Below are 19119 nucleotides of genomic sequence, written 5' to 3' on the forward strand. Positions count from 1 at the left end.
GTCAAACGCTGAAAATCATATGTTCAAATTTCTTTTTAAAATGAACATCTCCTGAAAATGTGTTCACTTAAGAGCGGATATTAACGCCTGTCGAAGAAATTCTCTAGACCTATGATTACCTGAAAAGTATATCATAGAATAAATAAGGAGCCTTTTTAAAGCAAAAAAGGTCGCTTTACCTTACATAAAGCGACCTTGCGGCCTCGAAGGGAATCGAACCCCTACCAAAGGTACCGGAAACCTTCGTTCTATCCATTAAACTACGAGGCCTGAAATGCGAGTGCAAAAATAGGGTATTTTTTTTACATTCCGAATATCGCTTTCAATTCTGTAGCTTCTTCGGGTTTCATTCTGCCTGCCAATACGAGCCTGAGCTGCCTTCTTCTTAAAGCCCCTTCATAAAAATTAACTTCCTCCGGAGTTTCCGGAACAGATACAGGTACCTCTATCGGTCTGCCGCTCTGGTCTACGGCCACGAAAGTCAAAAAGGCCTGGTTGGTATTCATCCTGATGCCGGCCGGAATATTTTCTGAAAAAACGGTTACCACAACTTCCATCGAAGAAGTAAATGAACGGGTGATCTTGGCTTCAAGTGTAACCACATTGCCGAGAGGAATGGGATTGACAAAAGAAACATTATCGACAGAGGCTGTCACGACAATACGGTTGGAATGTTTCTGAGCACATATGGCTCCTACAACGTCCATCATTCTCATAAGATTTCCTCCCATCAGGTTTCCTAAGGTGTTGGTATCATTGGGCATGACCATTTCGGTCATGATGGTGATGGACTCGTTTACTTTTTTAGATTTTGGCATATAAACATTTATTCTTCGCCGCAAAACTACCAATTCAATTCCATTTTCCCTTTATCAGCCACCTCTTTTCTGGTCATACCGTGGCATTCAGGAGATAAATTTGTGTCAATCATTCATTTTTTTTCAAAAACAGTTTGGAATAATCAATTCAAAGCATAACTTTGTAATTCAAAGTACTTTTTAACAATAAATCACTTTAGACTTTATGAGATCAGGATTCCTCTCCGGCACCAGCAAACCCACCAGCAGCTTGTTTATTCTGACTTTACTTTGTGGCTTCCTTATGGTTTTCAGGATGGCCCTCACCCACCAGATAGCCGGGATTTTCCTGGTCTGGAACTTCCTCCTTGCCTGGATTCCATTGCTGTTCGCCTTGTGGTCAAGACGACAACTGCAGAAATACAAAAACACTAACACGCGGTACAGGTTATTCACGACCGGCATCCTGCTGGCTTTCTGGCTGTTGTTTTTCCCGAATGCCCCTTACATCATCACCGACCTCATCCACCTCAGCCATCTTGAAAAAAACATGCTCTGGTTTGATTCTGTCGGCATTTTCGTAGTGGCACTTACCGGTCTTGCTTTAGGTTTTTATTCCCTGCATGTTTCTCATGATGTATTGAATAAGATGTTCGGTAAATTCATGGCCTGGATATTCATGCTGGCCTCTTTAGGCTTGTCAGGCTTCGGGCTGTACCTGGGCAGGTTTGTCAGGTTCAACAGCTGGGATCTCTTCTTCCATCCGCTGCGTCTTTTCAGAACCGCACTAGGCGAATTGAACAATCCGCTGGCTTTACAAATGACCTTTGTTTTTTCAATTGTACTTATTGGCTTATATTTGTCCATGTATAATCTGATTCCCAGAAATAATGAATCCATTAAAAATGTTGCATAGCTTTAAATATGCATTCAGGGGCATTTATGATCTGGTCAGAAATGAGAACAATGCTCATTTTCATTTTCTGGCAACAATATTGGCCGTCATTGCCGGATTTTATTTAAAACTTAATTATATTGAGTGGTCTGTCATTATTATCCTGACCGGACTGGTGTGGTCGGCAGAAGCATTTAATTCAGCAATAGAAAAATTGTGTGATTTTGTATCGCCTGAAAAGCGGGAGATCATCAGAAAAGTAAAGGACATGTCAGCGGCCGGGGTTCTGTTTTTAGCGATTGCAGCCGCCATCATTGCATTGATTATTTTCATTCCAAAAATATTAAACAAATGAACGAACATCTGGAAAACCTCAAAGAAATCAGATCTATGATGGAGAGGTCCTCTAAATTCCTGTCACTCAGCGGACTTTCCGGTGTAGCGGCCGGTATTGTAGCCATTGTGGCGGCCATACTGGTTTATAAGAAAAAAGTAGAACTTACCGGGAATATTGAGCCAAAAGGGATTTTTGAGGCACAATCTTATACCAATCCGAATGAATTCAGAACTTATATCATTAATATTGCATTGATAACACTGGTAGCTGCTGTGACTTTGGGCATCTATTTCACGATAAGAAAAGCAAATAAGTCAGGCGAAAAAGTATGGAATAATCTCTCCAAAAAGGTAACGGTGAGTTTATTATTCCCGCTGGTTACAGGAGGACTTTTTTGCATAGGGCTGATCAGTCACGGGGTTTTGTGGGTGGTGCCATCCACTACATTAATTTTTTACGGTTTAGCTTTGTTAAATGCTTCAAAATATACCGTCAGAGATTTGTACTATCTGGGGATTTTTGAAATAGTTCTGGGTTTATCGTCCATGGTATTAACAGGTTATTCTCTGATTTTCTGGGTATTAGGTTTTGGTGTATTGCACATTTTATATGGCACAGTGATGTATTTTAAATACGAAAAATGATTTTAGACAATTTCAATAAAGCATTCGAAAGCAAAGCCCGTCTTGGCATTATGTCAGTACTGCTGGTTAATGATACCATCAGTTTTACGGGATTGAAAGAAATACTTGACCTCACTGACGGTAACCTCGCCACCCACCTTCGTACACTCGAAGATGCGGGCTACGTGGCTATGCAAAAAGAGTTTGTGGGCCGTAAGCCCAGCACTACTTATTCTGTGACCCCTGATGGCCGTAAGGCTTTTGACGACCATCTGAACGTTCTGGAAAAACTAATCAAATCCAAGTAAAATTTTTTATCCATTTACTTTGCAAAACAAAGTACTTTTTAAACTAGAACTATGAATAGCATACACCAACCTGTAACAGCCCGTGAAAAAAAACTGATTACCGCCCTTACCTTTCCTGATCTCTGAATTCACCTCCTTTAACACCGCCTATATGATTTCGTCCCTGACGACCATGAGTTTAATTGTTTTGCATTCGCGTAGCCTGTTTTCTGATAAAAAAATCCCCGTCCTCATCGGGGTCATTATGTCCTTATTGTGGTTTCATTTATATGATCATACCATCGAGGACACCACCCTCCTTATCGGAAGTCCAGGCCTTTTTATCATTCTCGCTGCCATCATGTATTTCTCCGGAAAGATCAGATGGTATTTGCCTGAACCCGCCTGACAACTTATCAGTAAAAAAGCCTCTCCACGACCAGTCGTGAAGAGGCTCTCCTTCTATATAAATCCACCGGCTTTTAATCTCTCAGCTTGGCCAGCAATCTCAGGATTTCAAGATACAGCCAAACAATCGTCAGCAGCAAGGCAAAAGAAGCATACCATTCCATAAACTTAGGAGCCCTTTGTGCTGCGGCTGTTTCAATCATATTAAAGTCCAGGATAAGATTCAGGGCAGCAATAGTCACAATCACCCCAGACAAACCAATGCCAACCCATCCGCTCTCATGAATAAACGGAACGGTGATATGGAACATGCCCAGAACCCAGGTAACTAAATACAGCAAAGCCACCGCACCGGTTGCTGCAGTAACACAGAAAGCAAATTTTTCAGTTGCTTTTATGATTCCGGTTTTATAAAGCACCCACATAATAAGCACCACACCGAAAGTAAGTCCGACGGCATAAAAAGCCAGCTGACCAAACAAAGCCGACAATGCCCCTAAAGCCATGCCTTCAACGATGGCATAAGTGGGTGCCAGGGCAGGAGCCCACTCTTTCTTGAAAATCAGGATGATAGCGGTAACAAAAGCACCGATAAACCCGATAGTGATCATAGCCGGTGCAGCTGTCCAGCCACTGACCATGGCGTTCCAGGAAAAGCCTGCCGAAGCAAAAACAAGAAGTAAAAGAATACCTACTTTATTAATGGTACTATTGACCGTCATTACATCATTCCCATCCTGTGTGTAATCATAACGATCCAGTGTTTTTTGAGAAAATACGGGATTAGCCATAGTGTTTTTGATTGTTTGAATATATAATTTTTTAAATTAAAGCATATTCGAAACAAATTACAAAGAAATCCGGGCTTTATTTATCCAGATATCCATAACTTTGCACCCGGAAACAATATACCAGATAAATGACCGACCGTTATATGCAAAGGGGGGTTTCGGCCTCCAAGGAAGATGTTCACAAAGCGATAGAAAAGTTAGACAAGGGTCTTTTCCCAAAGGCTTTCTGTAAGATATCGCCGGATACCCTTGGCGGTGATCCTGATTATTGTAACATCATGCATGCCGACGGGGCTGGTACCAAAACCTCGCTGGCTTATTTATACTGGAAAGAAACCGGCGACATTTCAGTGTGGAAAGGCATTGCTCAGGATTCCATCATCATGAACACGGACGACCTGCTGTGTGTAGGCTCTACGGGTCCCATCCTGATGTCTTCTTCCATTGACCGCAACAAACACAAGATTCCCGGTTCTGTTATTTCCGAGCTTATTAACGGTGGCGAGGAAGTACTTGAAATGCTGAGAAACAACGGCGTGGAGATTTACAGTACAGGTGGAGAAACTGCTGATGTTGGTGACCTGGTTAAAACCATTGCCGTCAACACAACGGTCATTTCCAGGATGAAACGCTCAGAGGTGATTTCAAACGACCGCATCAAGGCCGGAGATGTCATTGTCGGTCTCAGTTCTTACGGACAAGCCACTTACGAAACAGAATATAACGGAGGCATGGGCAGCAACGGCCTCACCTCAGCCCGTCATGATGTTTTAGATCATCTATATGCTTCAAAATATCCGGAAAGTTATGACCAGAGTATCGACGATTCACTGGTTTATTCCGGCAAAAAACTACTGACGGAAAAAATCAAAATTAATGATGATCTTGAAGTAACCATCGGCAAACTGATCCTTTCACCTACCAGGACTTATGCTCCGGTAGTTAAAACACTTCTGGATCAGATCAGGCCACAGATCCATGGCATGGTACATTGCAGCGGTGGTGCACAGACCAAGGTTTTACATTTTGTGGACGATCTGCACATCATCAAAGATAATTTATTCCCGATCCCTCCGCTTTTCCGTCTGATACAGGAACAAAGCGGTACTTCATGGCAGGAAATGTACAAGGTTTTCAACATGGGCCACCGCCTTGAAGTCTACCTTGAAGAAGCCTATGCCCAACAGGTGATTGACATTGCCACCTCCTTCGGCATTGAAGCTCAGATAGTAGGCCGTGTAGAAGCACACGAGGGCAAAAAAGTGACGATTAAAAGTGAGGCGGGGGTTTTTGAGTATTAAACCACATTTTTATTTGTCCCGGTTTTACTACAATTACCTCAGCAACAGTAACCGCCAATGGAGTGTAAAAGCATATCTATCTTAAATCGCTATGCTTCATTTTAAAACAAAATGGGCCTGTAATTGAATCTATCTGACGCAAAACATCGCCACTCAAACATGTTCCTCAAATGCAGCGTCAAAAATATGGCCGAACTCACAGCAAAAGCGATAAGAAGCGGGTGGTTTGAAAGAAAATAAATTTAACAATGCATAATCGCGTTTAATAAAGTATATAAATGAATTTTTACTAATTTGCAGGCAGAACCCTAAAAGCAAAGTAATATTCTGTTATGAAGTATCGCTCTATTCTGCTGCTATTTGTTTTACTAACAATCATTTCCTGTAAGAAAAAAGACCCCTTAACACCCAATCAACCACCAAAAGCATTTACGGTAGAATTTAAACTAAAAGAAGACGGAAAAACTATAGAACTTATTTGGACGCGTGCGGAAGACCCGGAAAAAGAAATGGTAACTTATTCTGTGTTTTTGGACGATACACTTGCGACTAACCTGACCGAAACTAATCTGGTAATTAGCGATCTGGATTTCAATTACACTGGTCAGGGGAAAGTGATCGCAACTGATCCGAAAGGACTCAAATCAGAAGCCATTTTTACTGTCAAAACCCGGGTTCAAAGTTTCATTGAGATCCCTGACAATAATTTTGAACAATCGCTGGTTGCTCAAAACATTGATAAAGATGGCCAGGTAAACGGTAGAATTGAGATCAAAGATGCAGAGAGGGTTACTCACCTGAACCTGGGTGGAAGAAGTATAAAAACGCTCGAAGGTATTGAGGCCTTTAAAGAGCTCAGAAACCTGGGCCTGGCAAACAACCTCCTTACTTCTGTTAATCTCAAGAAAAACGCAAACCTTGAAAGCCTAAACTGTGAAAACAACAGGATTCCCTCCTTAGATGTCTCTAAAAATTTCAAGCTTAAAAGTCTGCAGTGTCCTGCCAATGGCCTGAAAAATCTTGAATTAGGAGAAAAACCAGTTTTGGAAGACCTGATGTGTATGACTAATCAGCTATCTCAGTTAAATATCTCCAAATGTCCAAAACTTAAAAGACTTTATTGTTTCAGTAATTCTCTCTCGGCATTAAACATCAGCAATAATTCAGAGCTTATTGCCCTGGATTGCTCTGTCAATAAAATTACAGCCCTAGATCTGAGTAAAAATGAGAAAATCACTGGCTTGTACATCAGTGAAAATCTGCTCACCTCTTTAAAAACAGATAAAAACCCAGCTCTTCAAGCATTCATTGGGGATTACAACAAAATCTCTTCTTTCGATGGTAGTCAGAACAAACGTCTCGAAATTTTCAGTTGCAATTCCTGTTCGATGAGTAGTCTGAATGTTGAGAATTGTACTGAGCTGAAAGTACTTGCCTGCAACAACAATTTATTAAACAGCATTGATGTCACAAAAAGCATCAACCTTTTGCGACTCACCTGCAAAGAAAATTCGTTAACCTCTCTCAACCTTAACAAGAATATCGAATTGATTTCTTTGGACTGCAGCCAAAATAAGCTCACAAAGCTCGACCTTGGTTACCATTCCAATCTTGGCTCGATGAATGCTACAAAAAACCTTATCAAGGAAATTTGTGTGACCAGTATTCTTTCAGCCCAATTAAACTTCGAATGGATTAAAGACCCTGGAACGGTTTACACTTATTGTTACTGAAGTTGATTGCTATTGATATTTTTATCAGAACAGTTTTCGAAATCAAGAATCCTCTTTGAAAAAAAATGAAAAGTAATTAACTTGCAAATCATTATACGAATCGGGTGACTTATTACTTACGCTCTTCATTCTTAAGATTCTTAAAGACTTTTGGGTCTTGGTCCTAAAACTAGTTTTAGAATCTCTAAAGACTCAAATAGAATGTACCGCGTATTGTTACCCTAATCGGCCTGGCTATTCATTTCGGTCATTATCAAAGTTGTCTGGACCAAAGAAAGGTCTGAATACGTATTACGAACAACGTGTTCACATAAAACACTTAGCCAGACAAGGGATAACACCCTTATTACTAACAGGAAACAACTAACAATATCTTAATTTAACTACTAAACAAAGTACCCTTCAAATTCCAATTCCAGGCTATGAAAAAAACAATTATTTATGGGTTCCTTGCCTCATCTTTCATAATTTTCTCCTGCAAAGAAGGACCGGAAGGCCCGGTGGGTCCCGCAGGACCGCAAGGTACGAATGGCAAAGACGGGGCACAGGGAGTACAGGGCACACCAGGACAGGATGGAAAAGATGCAAAAACCAGCGTAAACTCGACAGGTTGGATCAAGCTGGATTTTACCGGCGGGCAGGCAACTTTGAATAACTCCACTTATAACTCAAAAATTATCCGAACTTATGTTTCACTTAGATTAAAAAGTAACAACCAACCCTTATTCACAAAAGATATTATTGATAACGGATTGATCTTGAGTTATATAAAATATAACACGTTAGAGTATGACAGTTCCCTGGGCAATTATATTTTAGTAACCAATATACAAACAGGCACTCCGTCCACCGCCGCCAGAAACTATTTTAAGATTGAAGGCCGGACTACTGATAAAGAAACTGATTTCTCATCCATCTTCCTTTATTTGGGAGAATCTATAAGAGAGAACTACTGGAACCCAAGCGTTTCAATTGAAACCCCGGTTTATACTGCTTATGAAAATGGATATCCTGTTTCCTTTTCAAGTACAGCTCCTGAGTTGGTAAACCAATCCCTATCCTTTTACAGGGAACTGATAGCGAAACACCAACCTGAGGTTCGCCTGGTTACGATAAAAGGTGAGGTTGGAGCCAGGATGAAAAATATAGACTATTCTGACTATGAGCAGGTCAGACAGGCCTTTAATCTGAAAGACTAAAAGATCAGTTCCGCCCAAAATCAAGTCGAAACTAATTCTCTTTTTATTATTAATGATACAGCCTTAAAAGACAGGCCGAAGACCAAGTTTATATACTCAGTTAACCATTTTCTTATTACAAAACTTAAGAATTAAGCACCTATTCTAATATTTTAAACTCTTAATTTTACTAACGTTAATGAAAAAAACAATTATTTACTCGTTCATTGCTTTATCAACTCTTATTTTTTCATGTAAGGAAGGGCCGGAAGGGCCGGTGGGTCCTGCCGGGCCTCAGGGAGCTAACGGTAAAGATGGGGCACAAGGAGCTGCGGGCACACCCGGGCAAGATGGAAAAGACGCCGAATCCAGTGTTAAATCTACCGGATGGATGAAGCTCGACTTTACCGGCGGAGCAGCAAGTATATACAGTTATACTTCTAACGGCAGCATTTATCAGACTTACGTTTCTCTAAAACTGAAGAGCACCGTGCAGCCCTTGTTCACTAAAGACATTATTGACAACGGGGTTATCATATATTACATCAGGTATAATACGATGGAGTATGACAATTCTCTGGCAGGATATAACCTGGTGAAAACCATCAGTGGTGGTAGTGCTTACCTGGGAGCTAGTAGTTACTTTAAAATAGATGGAAGAACTACTGATAATAGTAACGATTTTGCTAGCGTGACCTTAAGTCTGAATGGAAACATCAGGGAAAACTACTGGGATCCAAATGTTTATTTTAACTCGCCTTATCAAACCAATTATGTAAATGGGAGTGCCAGCTCATACTCTACGACAGCTCCTGAGCTTCTGAATAAACCCTTATCTTTCTACAGGGAGCTTGTGGCCAAACATCAACCTGAAATACGGATAGTTACAATAAAAGGGGCCGTGGGAGCCAGAATGAAAAACATTGATTTTACCAACTACGAACTGGTGAAAGCTACTTTTAACCTGGAAGACTAAGTCTTTGAAGCCAGAGCAGGACAGATACTGCTCTGGCTTCAAATACACCGGATCATTTTACGTCCCATGCCTTAAACACAACAATTTCCCGAACTATTTCTTTAAAAACTCCAATACCCCGTACCTTTGCACATGCATTATTTTAAACAACTGCTTGAGCTGCTCAGGATTGAGAGGGAGGAAGACAGAAATCAGTACAGAAAATTAACAGAATCATCGTCGGTTTCGGAGCGGAGGGCCAACGGGCTCACCTGGTATCCGATTGCTATCAGAGGCTCTGAAATGAGCCGGGGGGATTATATTACTGTTGAAGTGGAACGCACCACCCACCAGGACATTTCGCATCAGTTCCGCTTTGGTATGCCGGCGGTTTTGTTCAGCAATCATGAACCTAAAACAGACCGTGTCGAGGGAATCATTAACTATACAGGCGGCAACCGCCTCAAGATCACCCTCAGAACAGACGAGCTACCTGAGTGGTCAAGAGACGGGAAACTGGGCGTCGATCTGCTTTTTGATGACAACAGTTATGATGAAATGCAGGAAGCCCTTAAACTGGCTATCTCCATCAAGGATTCACCGGAAGGGCGTTTGATTGAGATACTCACAGGAGAAAAATCACCGTCATTTCATACAGATGTTCCTGTGGTGAATATCCCCGGGTTAAACCCTTCTCAGCAAAAAGCAGTTAATAATATTCTGGCAGCCAATGAACTGGCTATTGTTCACGGCCCTCCCGGCACCGGAAAAACCACTACGCTGGTTCAGGCCATCAAAGCCCTGGCAAACAGGGATCATAAGCAGATACTGGTAGTAGCTCCCAGCAATACGGCCGTTGATCTGTTAAGCGAAAAACTGGCAGAGGAAGGCCTGAATGTACTCCGCGTCGGCAATCCGGCCAGGGTTTCAGAAAGACTGATGAGCCTGACACTCGACAGTAAAATGACGGACCATCCATACACCAAAGAGATCAAAAAGCTGAAAAAGCAGGCCCAGGAATACAAAAGTATGGCCCACAAATACAAGCGAAACTTTGGTAAAGCCGAACGTGACCAACGCAAAGCCTTGTTTGACGAGGCCCACAAGATCATGAAAGAAGTGGGTAATTCGGAACAATACATCATTGACGATATACTGACCAAAACCCATGTGGTTACCGCCACCCTTGTCGGCTCAAATCATTACACTGTCAGGGCATTACAATATCATACGGTGGTCATTGATGAAGCCGGACAGGCCCTGGAGCCCGCCTGCTGGATTCCCATATTGAAAGCAAAAAAGGTAGTGCTGGCCGGTGACCACCTGCAGCTGTCGCCTACTATCAAATCTGAAGAAGCAGCCAAAAAAGGCTTAAGTACCACTTTGCTCGAAAAATGTGTAGCTGCACATCCTGAAGCAGTGACGCTGCTCGAAGAACAATACCGTATGCACGAAGCCATCCAGGGGTATTCTTCTAAAGTGTTTTATAAAGACAGGCTCAAAGCCCATGCTTCTGTGGCTAAACACTTACTGTTTGACAACGACGCTCCTTTACATTTTATCGATACCGCCGGTTGCGGTTTCGATGAAAAACTAGACGGAACCAGCAGCACCAATCCTGAAGAAGCGGCTTTTCTGGTGAAGCAGTTAATAAAAATAACTACTGAATTAGACCATTATTATGCCAGGGAGTATTTCCCGACCGTAGCTGTCATATCTCCTTACAAGCAACAGGTCAATATACTAAGAGAACTGGTCGACGCTTCCTTCGATCTGAGAAATTATCAAAATTCAATCTCGGTCAATACCATCGACAGCTTCCAGGGTCAGGAAAGAGACATTGTTTTTATAAGTATGACCAGAAGCAATGACAAGGGAGAGATCGGCTTTTTGCAGGATATAAGAAGAATGAATGTGGCGATGACAAGGGCCAGAAAAAAACTGGTGATTGTGGGTGACAGTGCCACCCTGGCTACTTTTCCGTTCTATGCCGGGTTTATCGAATACGCCGAAGCTTTGGAGGCGTATCAGAGTGCGTGGGAGTTGATGGATTAGATTTCCGGAGAAAGGACAATGGAGAAAGAAAAAAGGAATATAAATTACTCCTCTACAATAACAAATGATGAAAACACTTGATGATTTACTTCTTCTGGGCGACCCGAGGCTTTATTCGGTGTGTGAGCCGGTACTGGAATCTGAATTACCCCTGGTCAAAAACTGGGTGGCTGACCTCCACAATGTCATGCAGGAAATCAGGGATAAATATCAGTTCGGACGGGCGATCGCTGCTCCACAACTCGGCATCATGAAACGTCTGATTTATATGAACATTGATAAGCCGGTGGTGTTCATTAACCCTGAACTGACAGATTTAAGCGGCGAAATGTTTGAGCTTTGGGATGATTGTATGAGTTTCCCCAACCTGCTGGTGAAAGTGAGTCGTCATAAATCATTGACCATACACTACCTGGATGAAAACTGGACGCCACAGGAATGGGCAATAGAAGGTGATTTATCAGAACTTTTACAACATGAGTACGACCATCTTGATGGTATTTTATGTACCATGCGGGCCATTGATCAACATTCTTTTAAATGGAGGCCCACACCTTAATCATCCACTAAACCTCCGCATTCCGACATTGAAGTTTGATTATAAGCTGATGATGAGTATTTTTACTATTATTCAACCGTCATCCTATAAAACTCATGCTCAGGAAGTACCTCTTCTTTGTCTTTCTATTGTCCGGAATATCCGGAAACGTTCGGGCACAAAATACAGCCAAACCCTGGGCTTACTGGTGGTGGCCGGGGAGTGCTGTCAACAAACAGGATATTCAAACCAACCTGAAATCTTACGCCAAAGCCGGATTCGGGGGCATGCACATCATTCCCATTTACGGCGTAAAAGGAGAAGAGGAAAAATTCATTTCATACCTCAGCCCTCAATGGCTCGAAATACTGGACTATACTACCCAGGAAGCTAAAAAGCTGGGCCTGGGCATCGACATGTCTGTCGGCACAGGCTGGCCCTTTGGCGGGGCTCACGTGACGGAACAGGACGCGGCCAAAAACTTCAGGATAGTCCAAACCGGCGATCAGTACGACATTAAGGTAGCTCCTACCAGGCAAAAAGTAAAAAGGGCTGCTCCCGGCGGAGAAGGTTTTGTGGTAGACCACTTTGACAAAACGGCCCTGGATCACTATTTTAGGCCTTTTGAAGAGGCATTCTCAAAGAAAAACTATGGTGTAAGGGCATTTTATAATGACTCATATGAAGTGTACGGGGCCAACTGGACCGCCTTGTTTCCCGAAAAATTCAAGGCTTTCAGAGGGTACGATTTAATGCCCCACCTGAATGTACTTGCTAAAAACACGGCCGACACAGACCTTGAAAAGAGAATCTGGTCTGACTATCATGAAACCATCTCAGATCTTTTGTATGAGAATTTCACAAAGTCTTATGTGGCATTTGGTCATAAATTCAACAAACCTGTCCGGAACGAATCACACGGCTCGCCGGCCAACATCCTAGACCTTTATGCCCTGTCTGATATCCCTGAAAGTGAGTTTTTCGGATCAAAGCCCTACAACATCCCGCTTTACAGACAAGACCCTGACTACCAGGAGTCACGATTTGGAATGCCGGATGCTTCAGTGCTCAAACTGGCCAGTTCACCGGCTCATATTACCGGCAAAAAACTGGTTTCTTCCGAAACTTCCACCTGGCTGGGAAACCATTTCAAAGTTGCTCTTTCGCAAATCAAACCTTTAATTGACGAATCGCTGACAGGAGGCATCAACCATATTTTCTATCACGGCCTGACCTATTCGCCACCCGCAGAGCCGTTCCCCGGCTGGTTATTTTACGCGTCTACAAATTACAATCAAAACAGTCACTTTTATGAGGCCCTGCCTCACTTGAACGGATACATTGAGCGTTGCCAGGACCTGCTTCAGAAATCGGTTTCTGACAATGATGTCCTGCTCTATTTTCCTATTTATGATTTATGGCATACGGCCAGTAAAAAAGAAAAAATACACCTGATTGACGTCCATAATATCAAAAGCGGGGGCGTTTTTACTGAGATTTTCAGAAAAACCATTGACGAACTGAATAACCATGGCTATTCCTTCGATTTTGTATCCGACAAACAAATAGCCGCATCTGCCTTCAAAAACGGCAAAATCGCCACCGAAGGAGGGACGACCTACCAGACCATTGTGGTACCACCGATTGATTATATTTCATTAAGCACCTTACAAAAGCTTCAGGAACTCCGGAAGAAAGGAGCAAAAATCATTTTTGCAGATCGGCTTCCCAAATTTGTCAACGGCTTTCATGACTGGGAAAAACGCCAGGCTGAGTTTGACAAAATCATCAGGGAATTCAAATCCGGCCCGCTTTCCGGCTTGAATCAAACCCTCAGAAACGCAGGCGTGCGTCAGGAAAAAATAGCAGAATCAGGCCTGAATTTTATCAGGCAGAAGACCCCAACGGGGCATATCTATTTTATCACGAATCAAAACACAAGATTTAAAAGCGGCAAAATTACCCTGGCATCCACCGCAGCATCTGTCCGGTTCTTTAACCCGATGACAAAGGAAAGCGGCTTGGTTGATTTCAAAAAACTGCCTTCCGGTCTGGAAACCGACCTCAGTCTGGCCCCCGGAGAAAGTATTTTTATAGAAACCTTCTCTAAAAAACAAACCGGCCCGGCTTGGAAAACATTCTCGCCCGCCAAGGACCTGCCACTTTCAGGCAACTGGAAAGTAGATTTTATCAAAGGCGAGCCGTTTATTCCAAAAAGCTTTGAAACCAAAACTCTGGGTTCATGGACGGATTCACAGGATACCCTGGCAGGATATTTCAGCGGCAAAGCCAGATACTCGCTTAATTTCAGTGTCGAAGAAGCCATGATCGGGAAAAGAGCCGAAATAGACCTGGGAGACGTGAGAGAGACCGCCCTCGTTAAAATCAACGGCAAAGAAATCGGCTCTGCCTGGGCCATTCCTTTTAAAGTACAGATTCCGGCGGGATTATTAAAGAAGAACAACCTGGTGGAAATAGAAGTGACCAACCTCTCTATCAACAGAGTGAGGTACCTGGACAAAAAAGGAGTACCCTGGAAGAAATTTTATGACATCAACATCGTCGATATTCAATACAAGCCATTTGATGCATCCGGCTGGATCCCGGTAGAGTCTGGTTTACTCGGGCCGGTTATCCTCCGTTTCTAAAACAAAAAGGCAGACCCGCGGGTCTGCCTTTTTCATATCATGGCTGTCTTCTGATTATAATCCGAGTCCTGCGTAAAGTTTAACATCGTCGACCGAGATCACATCTCCGCACATGATCACCAGACGCTCCACGACATTGCGAAGTTCACGGACATTACCTGTCCACGGGAAATTCTTCATGTGCTCCATCGCTTCGTCAGAGAAGGTCTTAATCTGATCACCGTATTCTTCAGAGATATCCTGCAGGAATTTATCACACAGAAGCGGAATATCATTTTTTCTTTCAGACAAGGGCGGCACGTAGATCGGTATCACGTTCAGCCTGTGGTATAAATCCTCTCTGAAGTTACCTTCCGCTATTTCCTTCCTCAGGTCTTTGTTGGTAGCAGCAATGATCCTGACATTGATCTTGATCTCTTTTTCGCCCCCCACACGGGTAATCTTACTTTCCTGCAAAGCTCTCAATACTTTAGCTTGTGCCGAAAGGCTCATATCACCGATTTCATCCAGGAACAATGTACCCTGGTCAGCCTGTTCAAATTTACCTATACGTTGTTTGATGGCTGATGTAAAAGCTCCTTTTTCGTGACCGAAAAGTTCACTCTCTATCAGTTCAGAAGGAATGGCGGCACAGTTGACCTCCACCAAAGGCTTTTTCAGACGGTTGCTTTTTTCGTGTATCTGCTTGGCTACCATCTCTTTACCTGACCCGTTAGGACCGGTCACCAACACCCTGGCTTCCGTAGGAGCCACGCGGTCAATGGTTTCTTTCACTTTATTGATCAGAGAAGACTCCCCTACAATCTCATTCAGTTTATACACCCTTTTTTTCAGGGTCTTTATGACTTCTATATCGTTGCTCTTTTCAATAGCATTTCTTACTGTTACCAGCAAACGATTCAGATCCGGTGGCTTGGTAATAAAATCAAAGGCTCCTCTTTTGGTGGCTTCAACGGCATTTTCAACATTTCCAAAAGCTGAAACCATGACAAACTGAGTGTAAACGCCTTCTTCCTTAGCTCTTAGTAAAACATCGAGCCCATCCATTTTGGGCATCTTAATATCACATAAAGCAACATCATATGGACTTTGTAAAACCATGTCAAGTCCTTCCTGACCATCTTTTGCTTCGTCTACTTCATATCCTTCGTATTCAAGTATGTCTCTCAGAGCATCCCGGATAGATTTTTCGTCATCAATTACAAGAATTTTAGCCATCGGGGGGTGTTATAAAAGGTTAATTTTCAAGGTACGGCTTTATTGTTTTTGTACGCCACGCAATAAGGAGGCAATTTAGTCAAAACTTTTAAACATGCCTAAACCATATCAAAAAAATACTCAAAGGGATGGGTTTAGTACAGTATTACGAAGTTGAATACCCTGAAATAAAAAAAATATTAAACAATGGCCGTCGCTCATTTGTATTAATTTTGTCAATCAAATCAGACCGTTTGTAAACACCCGAATGAAGCATAAAAAAGTGGCTGTTATTGGTGCCGGTATCGGCGGACTTGCCGTAGCCATCCGGCTTCGTCATAAAAATTATGACGTGGAGGTTTATGAAGCCAACGCATATCCGGGCGGGAAACTGACCGCTTTCTCTCAATCAGGATTCCGGTTTGATGCCGGCCCTTCTCTTTTTACTTTGCCCCGCCTCGTAGACGAATTGTTTGAATTGTCCGGTAAAGACCCACGGGATTACTTTGAATACATCAGACTGGATGAAATCTGCCGTTATTTCTGGGAAGACGGCACAGAACTTATTGTTCCTGCCGACGTACAGGAATTTGCCAGGGAAGCAGAGAAAACTCTTGGAGAGCCTGCAGAAAATATCAGTCGGTACCTTTCTCAAAGCCGTTTGAAATATGAAGTCCTGAGCGGCTTATTCCTCGAAGATTCTTTACACAAATTTTCAACCTGGTTATCAGCCAAAGCCTTCAAGGGCTACCTGAACCTGCCAAAAATGGGCATTTTCGGCACTTTAAACGAGGCCAACGAAAAAGCTTTTAAAACATCAAAGGCGGTCCAGATGTTTAACCGCTATGCCACTTACAACGGCTCAGACCCCTACCAGACGCCGGCCACCATGAGCATTATTCCTCACCTGGAATACAACGTCGGGGCTTTCTTTCCCAAAAACGGAATGCATGACATTACCCAAAGTCTTTACAGGCTGGCCAAAGACCTGGGCGTCAGGTTTCATTTTAATGAAAAAGTTACTGAAATCATCGTTAAAGACGGGAAAGCCGACCGGATCAGAACTGAAAACGGTATTTCAGAGGCATTTGACGCCATCGTCAGTAATATGGATGTTACTCCGACCTATCGAAAACTTTTACCCGGTCACCCACATCCTGACAGGATACTTGACCAGCCGAAAAGCGGCTCGGGGCTGATATTTTACTGGGGCATTAAAAAAGAATTTAAAACCCTGGGGCTACATAACATCTTCTTCTCTGACGATTACAAAACAGAGTTTGAGTACCAGTTTAACAAAAAGGAAATTTACGATGATCCTACCATCTATCTCAACATCACCTCAAAGCACCAACCCACTGATGCCCCTGAAGGTTGTGAAAACTGGTTTATCCTGCTGAATGCCCCGGCCAACGATCGCCAGGACTGGCAGGCCATAACAGAAAAGGCCAGGAAAAATGTGATAGCCAAATTAAGCAGGATACTCCGGTGCGACATCAGCCCCCTGATCGTATCCGAAGAAATACTCGATCCGGTAATGATAGAACACAGAACATCCAGCGACCAGGGAGCATTGTATGGCAACAGCTCCAATAACAAGTTCGCGGCTTTTCTCCGTCATCCCAACTTTTCAAAAAATATCCGGAACCTCTACTTTGTCGGAGGCAGTGTGCATCCGGGAGGAGGCATTCCCCTGGCTTTGTCTTCTGCAAAAATCGCCGCAGACCTCATGGCATAATTTTTGTACAAAAAGCAGCTCTCAGAAATTACTTCTGAGAATCAGCAAAATACGACTTCAAAAAATCTGTTTTTTGAAAATAAAAGCCAGTTATATAAATATTTGAAGTAAAAATATAATATAATAAATAGCTTTCTTCCATTTCTGAGGTTTATTTCATCCCCTCTCTAAAACTTATTAAAACGGTACAATTGTTGCAATAATACTATTTGTTATTGAGTGAATTATTTATAAAATTAGAAATGAACAGAAATATTGTGAAGACAATTGCCATATTGTTTATGGTAATGACCGTCTTCTCGTGCCGGAAAAAGGACAACGATCCGATGGCGGGTTCAGATTCGAAATGTCCTCTGTTATCAGTAAGCGGAATCAAAGGAAGTATCCGCGAATATGAATGGGTAGCCAGCAGGCTTATCCGTGTTTATAGCAAAGACTCTATCCCTACTACTTTGCTATTCAGATATAATACCAAAAATCTCCCTGAAAAAATGGAGATCCAGACCGGCACCTCCACTTCAAAGTACATCATCACTTTTCTTTACGATGACAAAAACAAAGTGGTTATGACCAAAACATCCCTGTCGGGTGTGGAATTTATGCATAACGACTTCCTTTACAATTCAGAAAACAACATTGCCAGCATTACTACCAGTGTAGAGCTTTTCGGAAAGAAAGTATCCGGAAAAACACGTATAGAATATAACGGAGACAACGTTTCCAAAGTTTACTCCAGCATAGACAACGACCAGGAAAGCCTGGCTTTCTGGGGTGAAAAATATGACGACAAAAAGCAATTCTGCCCGGAAGTCTATAAATATGCCGCCATGGGTTTTGTCGGAATCGCGAACAACTTCTTTTCCTTTTTTGGTGAAAACAACATGCTGGAAGGCAGGATTTATGATGGAAAAGGTCGTGTAGACCAGAAAACCACCATCAGCTATCTCTATAATAAAGATGGTCTCCCAACCAAATCGGAGACCACCATGGAACGAAACAATAAGATTTCGTCCGAAACCAACAGCTATATATTTGCCTGCAAATAACAGCTGTCTTCAATTGCATTTGTGCTGTAGACTAATAATCCTAGTGGTCGAAGAAATCTCTGAGCAATCAGAGATTTTCTTTATTTTATTCAGACTTAACCGAACTGACGCTGTCGGCCATGATTTTAACACGAAGGCCTTTTGCCCAGCCGACAATCTCCCCTCTCTCCTCTTCTGTCAATTTCGCATCCTTGTGCAGCCATGTGTAGGAATCAAGCGGCATCCAGTGGTCTTCCTGCGACTCTATTACTTCCTCCATTTTATGATCGGCACGTTTGTAGGTGTAAGCCGTGAACTCAGAAAAATTCAAATGCTTCTTACCATCCCTGATATGGTCGTTTAACCACCAGGCTACCGGCTGGATGTTTGCATACCATGGATACTTCGTGTTGTTCGAATGGCAGTCATTACAAGCTTTTTCAAGAATAACCTTCACATTTCCAGGCACTTCATAACGGGTACTTATGTCGTTTTTTGATAACTCTGAAGAAATATTCTTTTCAGGTTTAAAAAATTGAGCAATGATCAGGATAATTCCGAGACCGTATAAAATTTTACGCAGCATGATTTGAAGGGTTTAATTTTATACGAA

General features: G+C 42.5%; 18 protein-coding genes and 1 tRNA gene. 14 read left to right on the forward strand and 5 right to left on the reverse strand.

Annotated features, from left to right (window positions below; translation table 11 throughout):
- Positions 1 to 198: 198 nt before the first annotated feature.
- Positions 199 to 270 (reverse strand) — tRNA-Arg (locus GVN16_RS14495).
- Positions 271 to 302: 32 nt separating this feature from the next.
- A complete protein-coding gene (locus GVN16_RS14500; protein WP_166564618.1) occupies positions 303 to 818 on the reverse strand; it encodes an acyl-CoA thioesterase in 516 nt (171 codons plus the stop codon).
- Between the two features lie 205 nt (positions 819 to 1023).
- On the opposite strand from GVN16_RS14500, the gene GVN16_RS14505 reads away from it, so the two are divergent.
- The 5 genes from GVN16_RS14505 (at position 1024) to GVN16_RS14525 (ending at position 3348) form a co-directional block, all read left to right on the forward strand.
- Positions 1024 to 1713 carry a DUF1361 domain-containing protein gene (locus tag GVN16_RS14505; protein ID WP_166564619.1) on the forward strand — a complete coding sequence of 230 codons (690 nt, stop codon included), beginning with the start codon at positions 1024 to 1026 and terminating at the stop codon, positions 1711 to 1713.
- Positions 1703 to 2047: a diacylglycerol kinase family protein gene (locus tag GVN16_RS14510; protein ID WP_229244184.1), complete on the forward strand. Its 345-nt coding sequence runs from the start codon at positions 1703 to 1705 to the stop codon at positions 2045 to 2047. The genes GVN16_RS14505 and GVN16_RS14510 overlap by 11 nt, the downstream gene beginning before the upstream one ends.
- A complete protein-coding gene (locus GVN16_RS14515) occupies positions 2044 to 2673 on the forward strand; it encodes a hypothetical protein (protein WP_205748866.1) in 630 nt (209 codons plus the stop codon). Before GVN16_RS14510 ends, GVN16_RS14515 begins: the two co-directional genes overlap by 4 nt.
- Positions 2670 to 2960, forward strand: a complete 291-nt coding sequence (locus GVN16_RS14520; RefSeq protein ID WP_205748867.1) for a transcriptional regulator — start codon at positions 2670 to 2672, stop codon at positions 2958 to 2960. The genes GVN16_RS14515 and GVN16_RS14520 overlap by 4 nt, the downstream gene beginning before the upstream one ends.
- Before the next feature lie 118 nt (positions 2961 to 3078).
- Positions 3079 to 3348, forward strand: coding sequence for an inner membrane CreD family protein (locus tag GVN16_RS14525; RefSeq protein ID WP_310587433.1), 270 nt, complete (start codon positions 3079 to 3081; stop codon positions 3346 to 3348).
- A gap of 73 nt (positions 3349 to 3421) precedes the next feature.
- Here GVN16_RS14525 and GVN16_RS14530 read toward each other — a convergent pair whose 3' ends face one another.
- The gene (locus GVN16_RS14530; protein WP_166564622.1) at positions 3422 to 4138 is read right to left on the reverse strand and encodes a Bax inhibitor-1/YccA family protein; all 717 of its coding nucleotides are present in this window, start codon (positions 4136 to 4138) and stop codon (positions 3422 to 3424) included.
- Positions 4139 to 4266: 128 nt separating this feature from the next.
- Between GVN16_RS14530 and GVN16_RS14535 the strand changes: the two genes are divergently transcribed.
- The 7 genes from GVN16_RS14535 to GVN16_RS14565 all read left to right on the forward strand — a co-directional run bounded on the left by GVN16_RS14535 (position 4267) and on the right by GVN16_RS14565 (position 14546).
- Positions 4267 to 5439, forward strand: coding sequence for an AIR synthase-related protein (locus GVN16_RS14535; RefSeq protein WP_166564623.1), 1173 nt, complete (start codon positions 4267 to 4269; stop codon positions 5437 to 5439).
- 332 nt (positions 5440 to 5771) lie between these two features.
- The gene (locus tag GVN16_RS14540) at positions 5772 to 7172 is read left to right on the forward strand and encodes a leucine-rich repeat domain-containing protein (RefSeq protein WP_166564624.1); all 1401 of its coding nucleotides are present in this window, start codon (positions 5772 to 5774) and stop codon (positions 7170 to 7172) included.
- Between the two features lie 422 nt (positions 7173 to 7594).
- On the forward strand, positions 7595 to 8371 hold the full coding sequence (locus GVN16_RS14545) for a collagen-like protein (RefSeq protein WP_166564625.1): 777 nt from the start codon (positions 7595 to 7597) through the stop codon (positions 8369 to 8371).
- A gap of 178 nt (positions 8372 to 8549) precedes the next feature.
- Complete coding sequence (locus GVN16_RS14550; RefSeq protein WP_166564626.1) at positions 8550 to 9326, forward strand: collagen-like protein; 777 nt, start codon at positions 8550 to 8552, stop codon at positions 9324 to 9326.
- A gap of 132 nt (positions 9327 to 9458) precedes the next feature.
- The gene (locus GVN16_RS14555; protein ID WP_166564627.1) at positions 9459 to 11360 is read left to right on the forward strand and encodes an AAA domain-containing protein; all 1902 of its coding nucleotides are present in this window, start codon (positions 9459 to 9461) and stop codon (positions 11358 to 11360) included.
- 67 nt (positions 11361 to 11427) lie between these two features.
- On the forward strand, positions 11428 to 11919 hold the full coding sequence (locus GVN16_RS14560; protein WP_166564712.1) for a peptide deformylase: 492 nt from the start codon (positions 11428 to 11430) through the stop codon (positions 11917 to 11919).
- A 95-nt stretch (positions 11920 to 12014) separates the two neighbouring features.
- Positions 12015 to 14546: a glycosyl hydrolase gene (locus GVN16_RS14565; protein WP_166564628.1), complete on the forward strand. Its 2532-nt coding sequence runs from the start codon at positions 12015 to 12017 to the stop codon at positions 14544 to 14546.
- Positions 14547 to 14600: 54 nt separating this feature from the next.
- Here the strand turns inward: GVN16_RS14565 and GVN16_RS14570 are convergent, their stop codons facing one another.
- Positions 14601 to 15764 carry a sigma-54 dependent transcriptional regulator gene (locus GVN16_RS14570; protein WP_166564629.1) on the reverse strand — a complete coding sequence of 388 codons (1164 nt, stop codon included), beginning with the start codon at positions 15762 to 15764 and terminating at the stop codon, positions 14601 to 14603.
- 247 nt (positions 15765 to 16011) lie between these two features.
- Here GVN16_RS14570 and crtD point away from each other — a divergent pair, with 247 nt between their 5' ends.
- Positions 16012 to 17481: a 1-hydroxycarotenoid 3,4-desaturase CrtD gene (gene crtD / locus GVN16_RS14575; RefSeq protein ID WP_166564630.1), complete on the forward strand. Its 1470-nt coding sequence runs from the start codon at positions 16012 to 16014 to the stop codon at positions 17479 to 17481.
- Positions 17482 to 17723: 242 nt separating this feature from the next.
- Entirely contained in the window at positions 17724 to 18527 is an 804-nt protein-coding gene (locus GVN16_RS14580; RefSeq protein WP_166564631.1) for a hypothetical protein, read from the forward strand.
- Positions 18528 to 18612: 85 nt separating this feature from the next.
- Here GVN16_RS14580 and GVN16_RS14585 read toward each other — a convergent pair whose 3' ends face one another.
- Entirely contained in the window at positions 18613 to 19092 is a 480-nt protein-coding gene (locus tag GVN16_RS14585) for a heme-binding domain-containing protein (protein WP_166564632.1), read from the reverse strand.
- Between the last annotated feature and the right edge of the window lie 27 nt (positions 19093 to 19119).

Source organism: Emticicia sp. CRIBPO (genome assembly GCF_009905725.1).
GTDB lineage: Bacteria > Bacteroidota > Bacteroidia > Cytophagales > Spirosomataceae > Leadbetterella.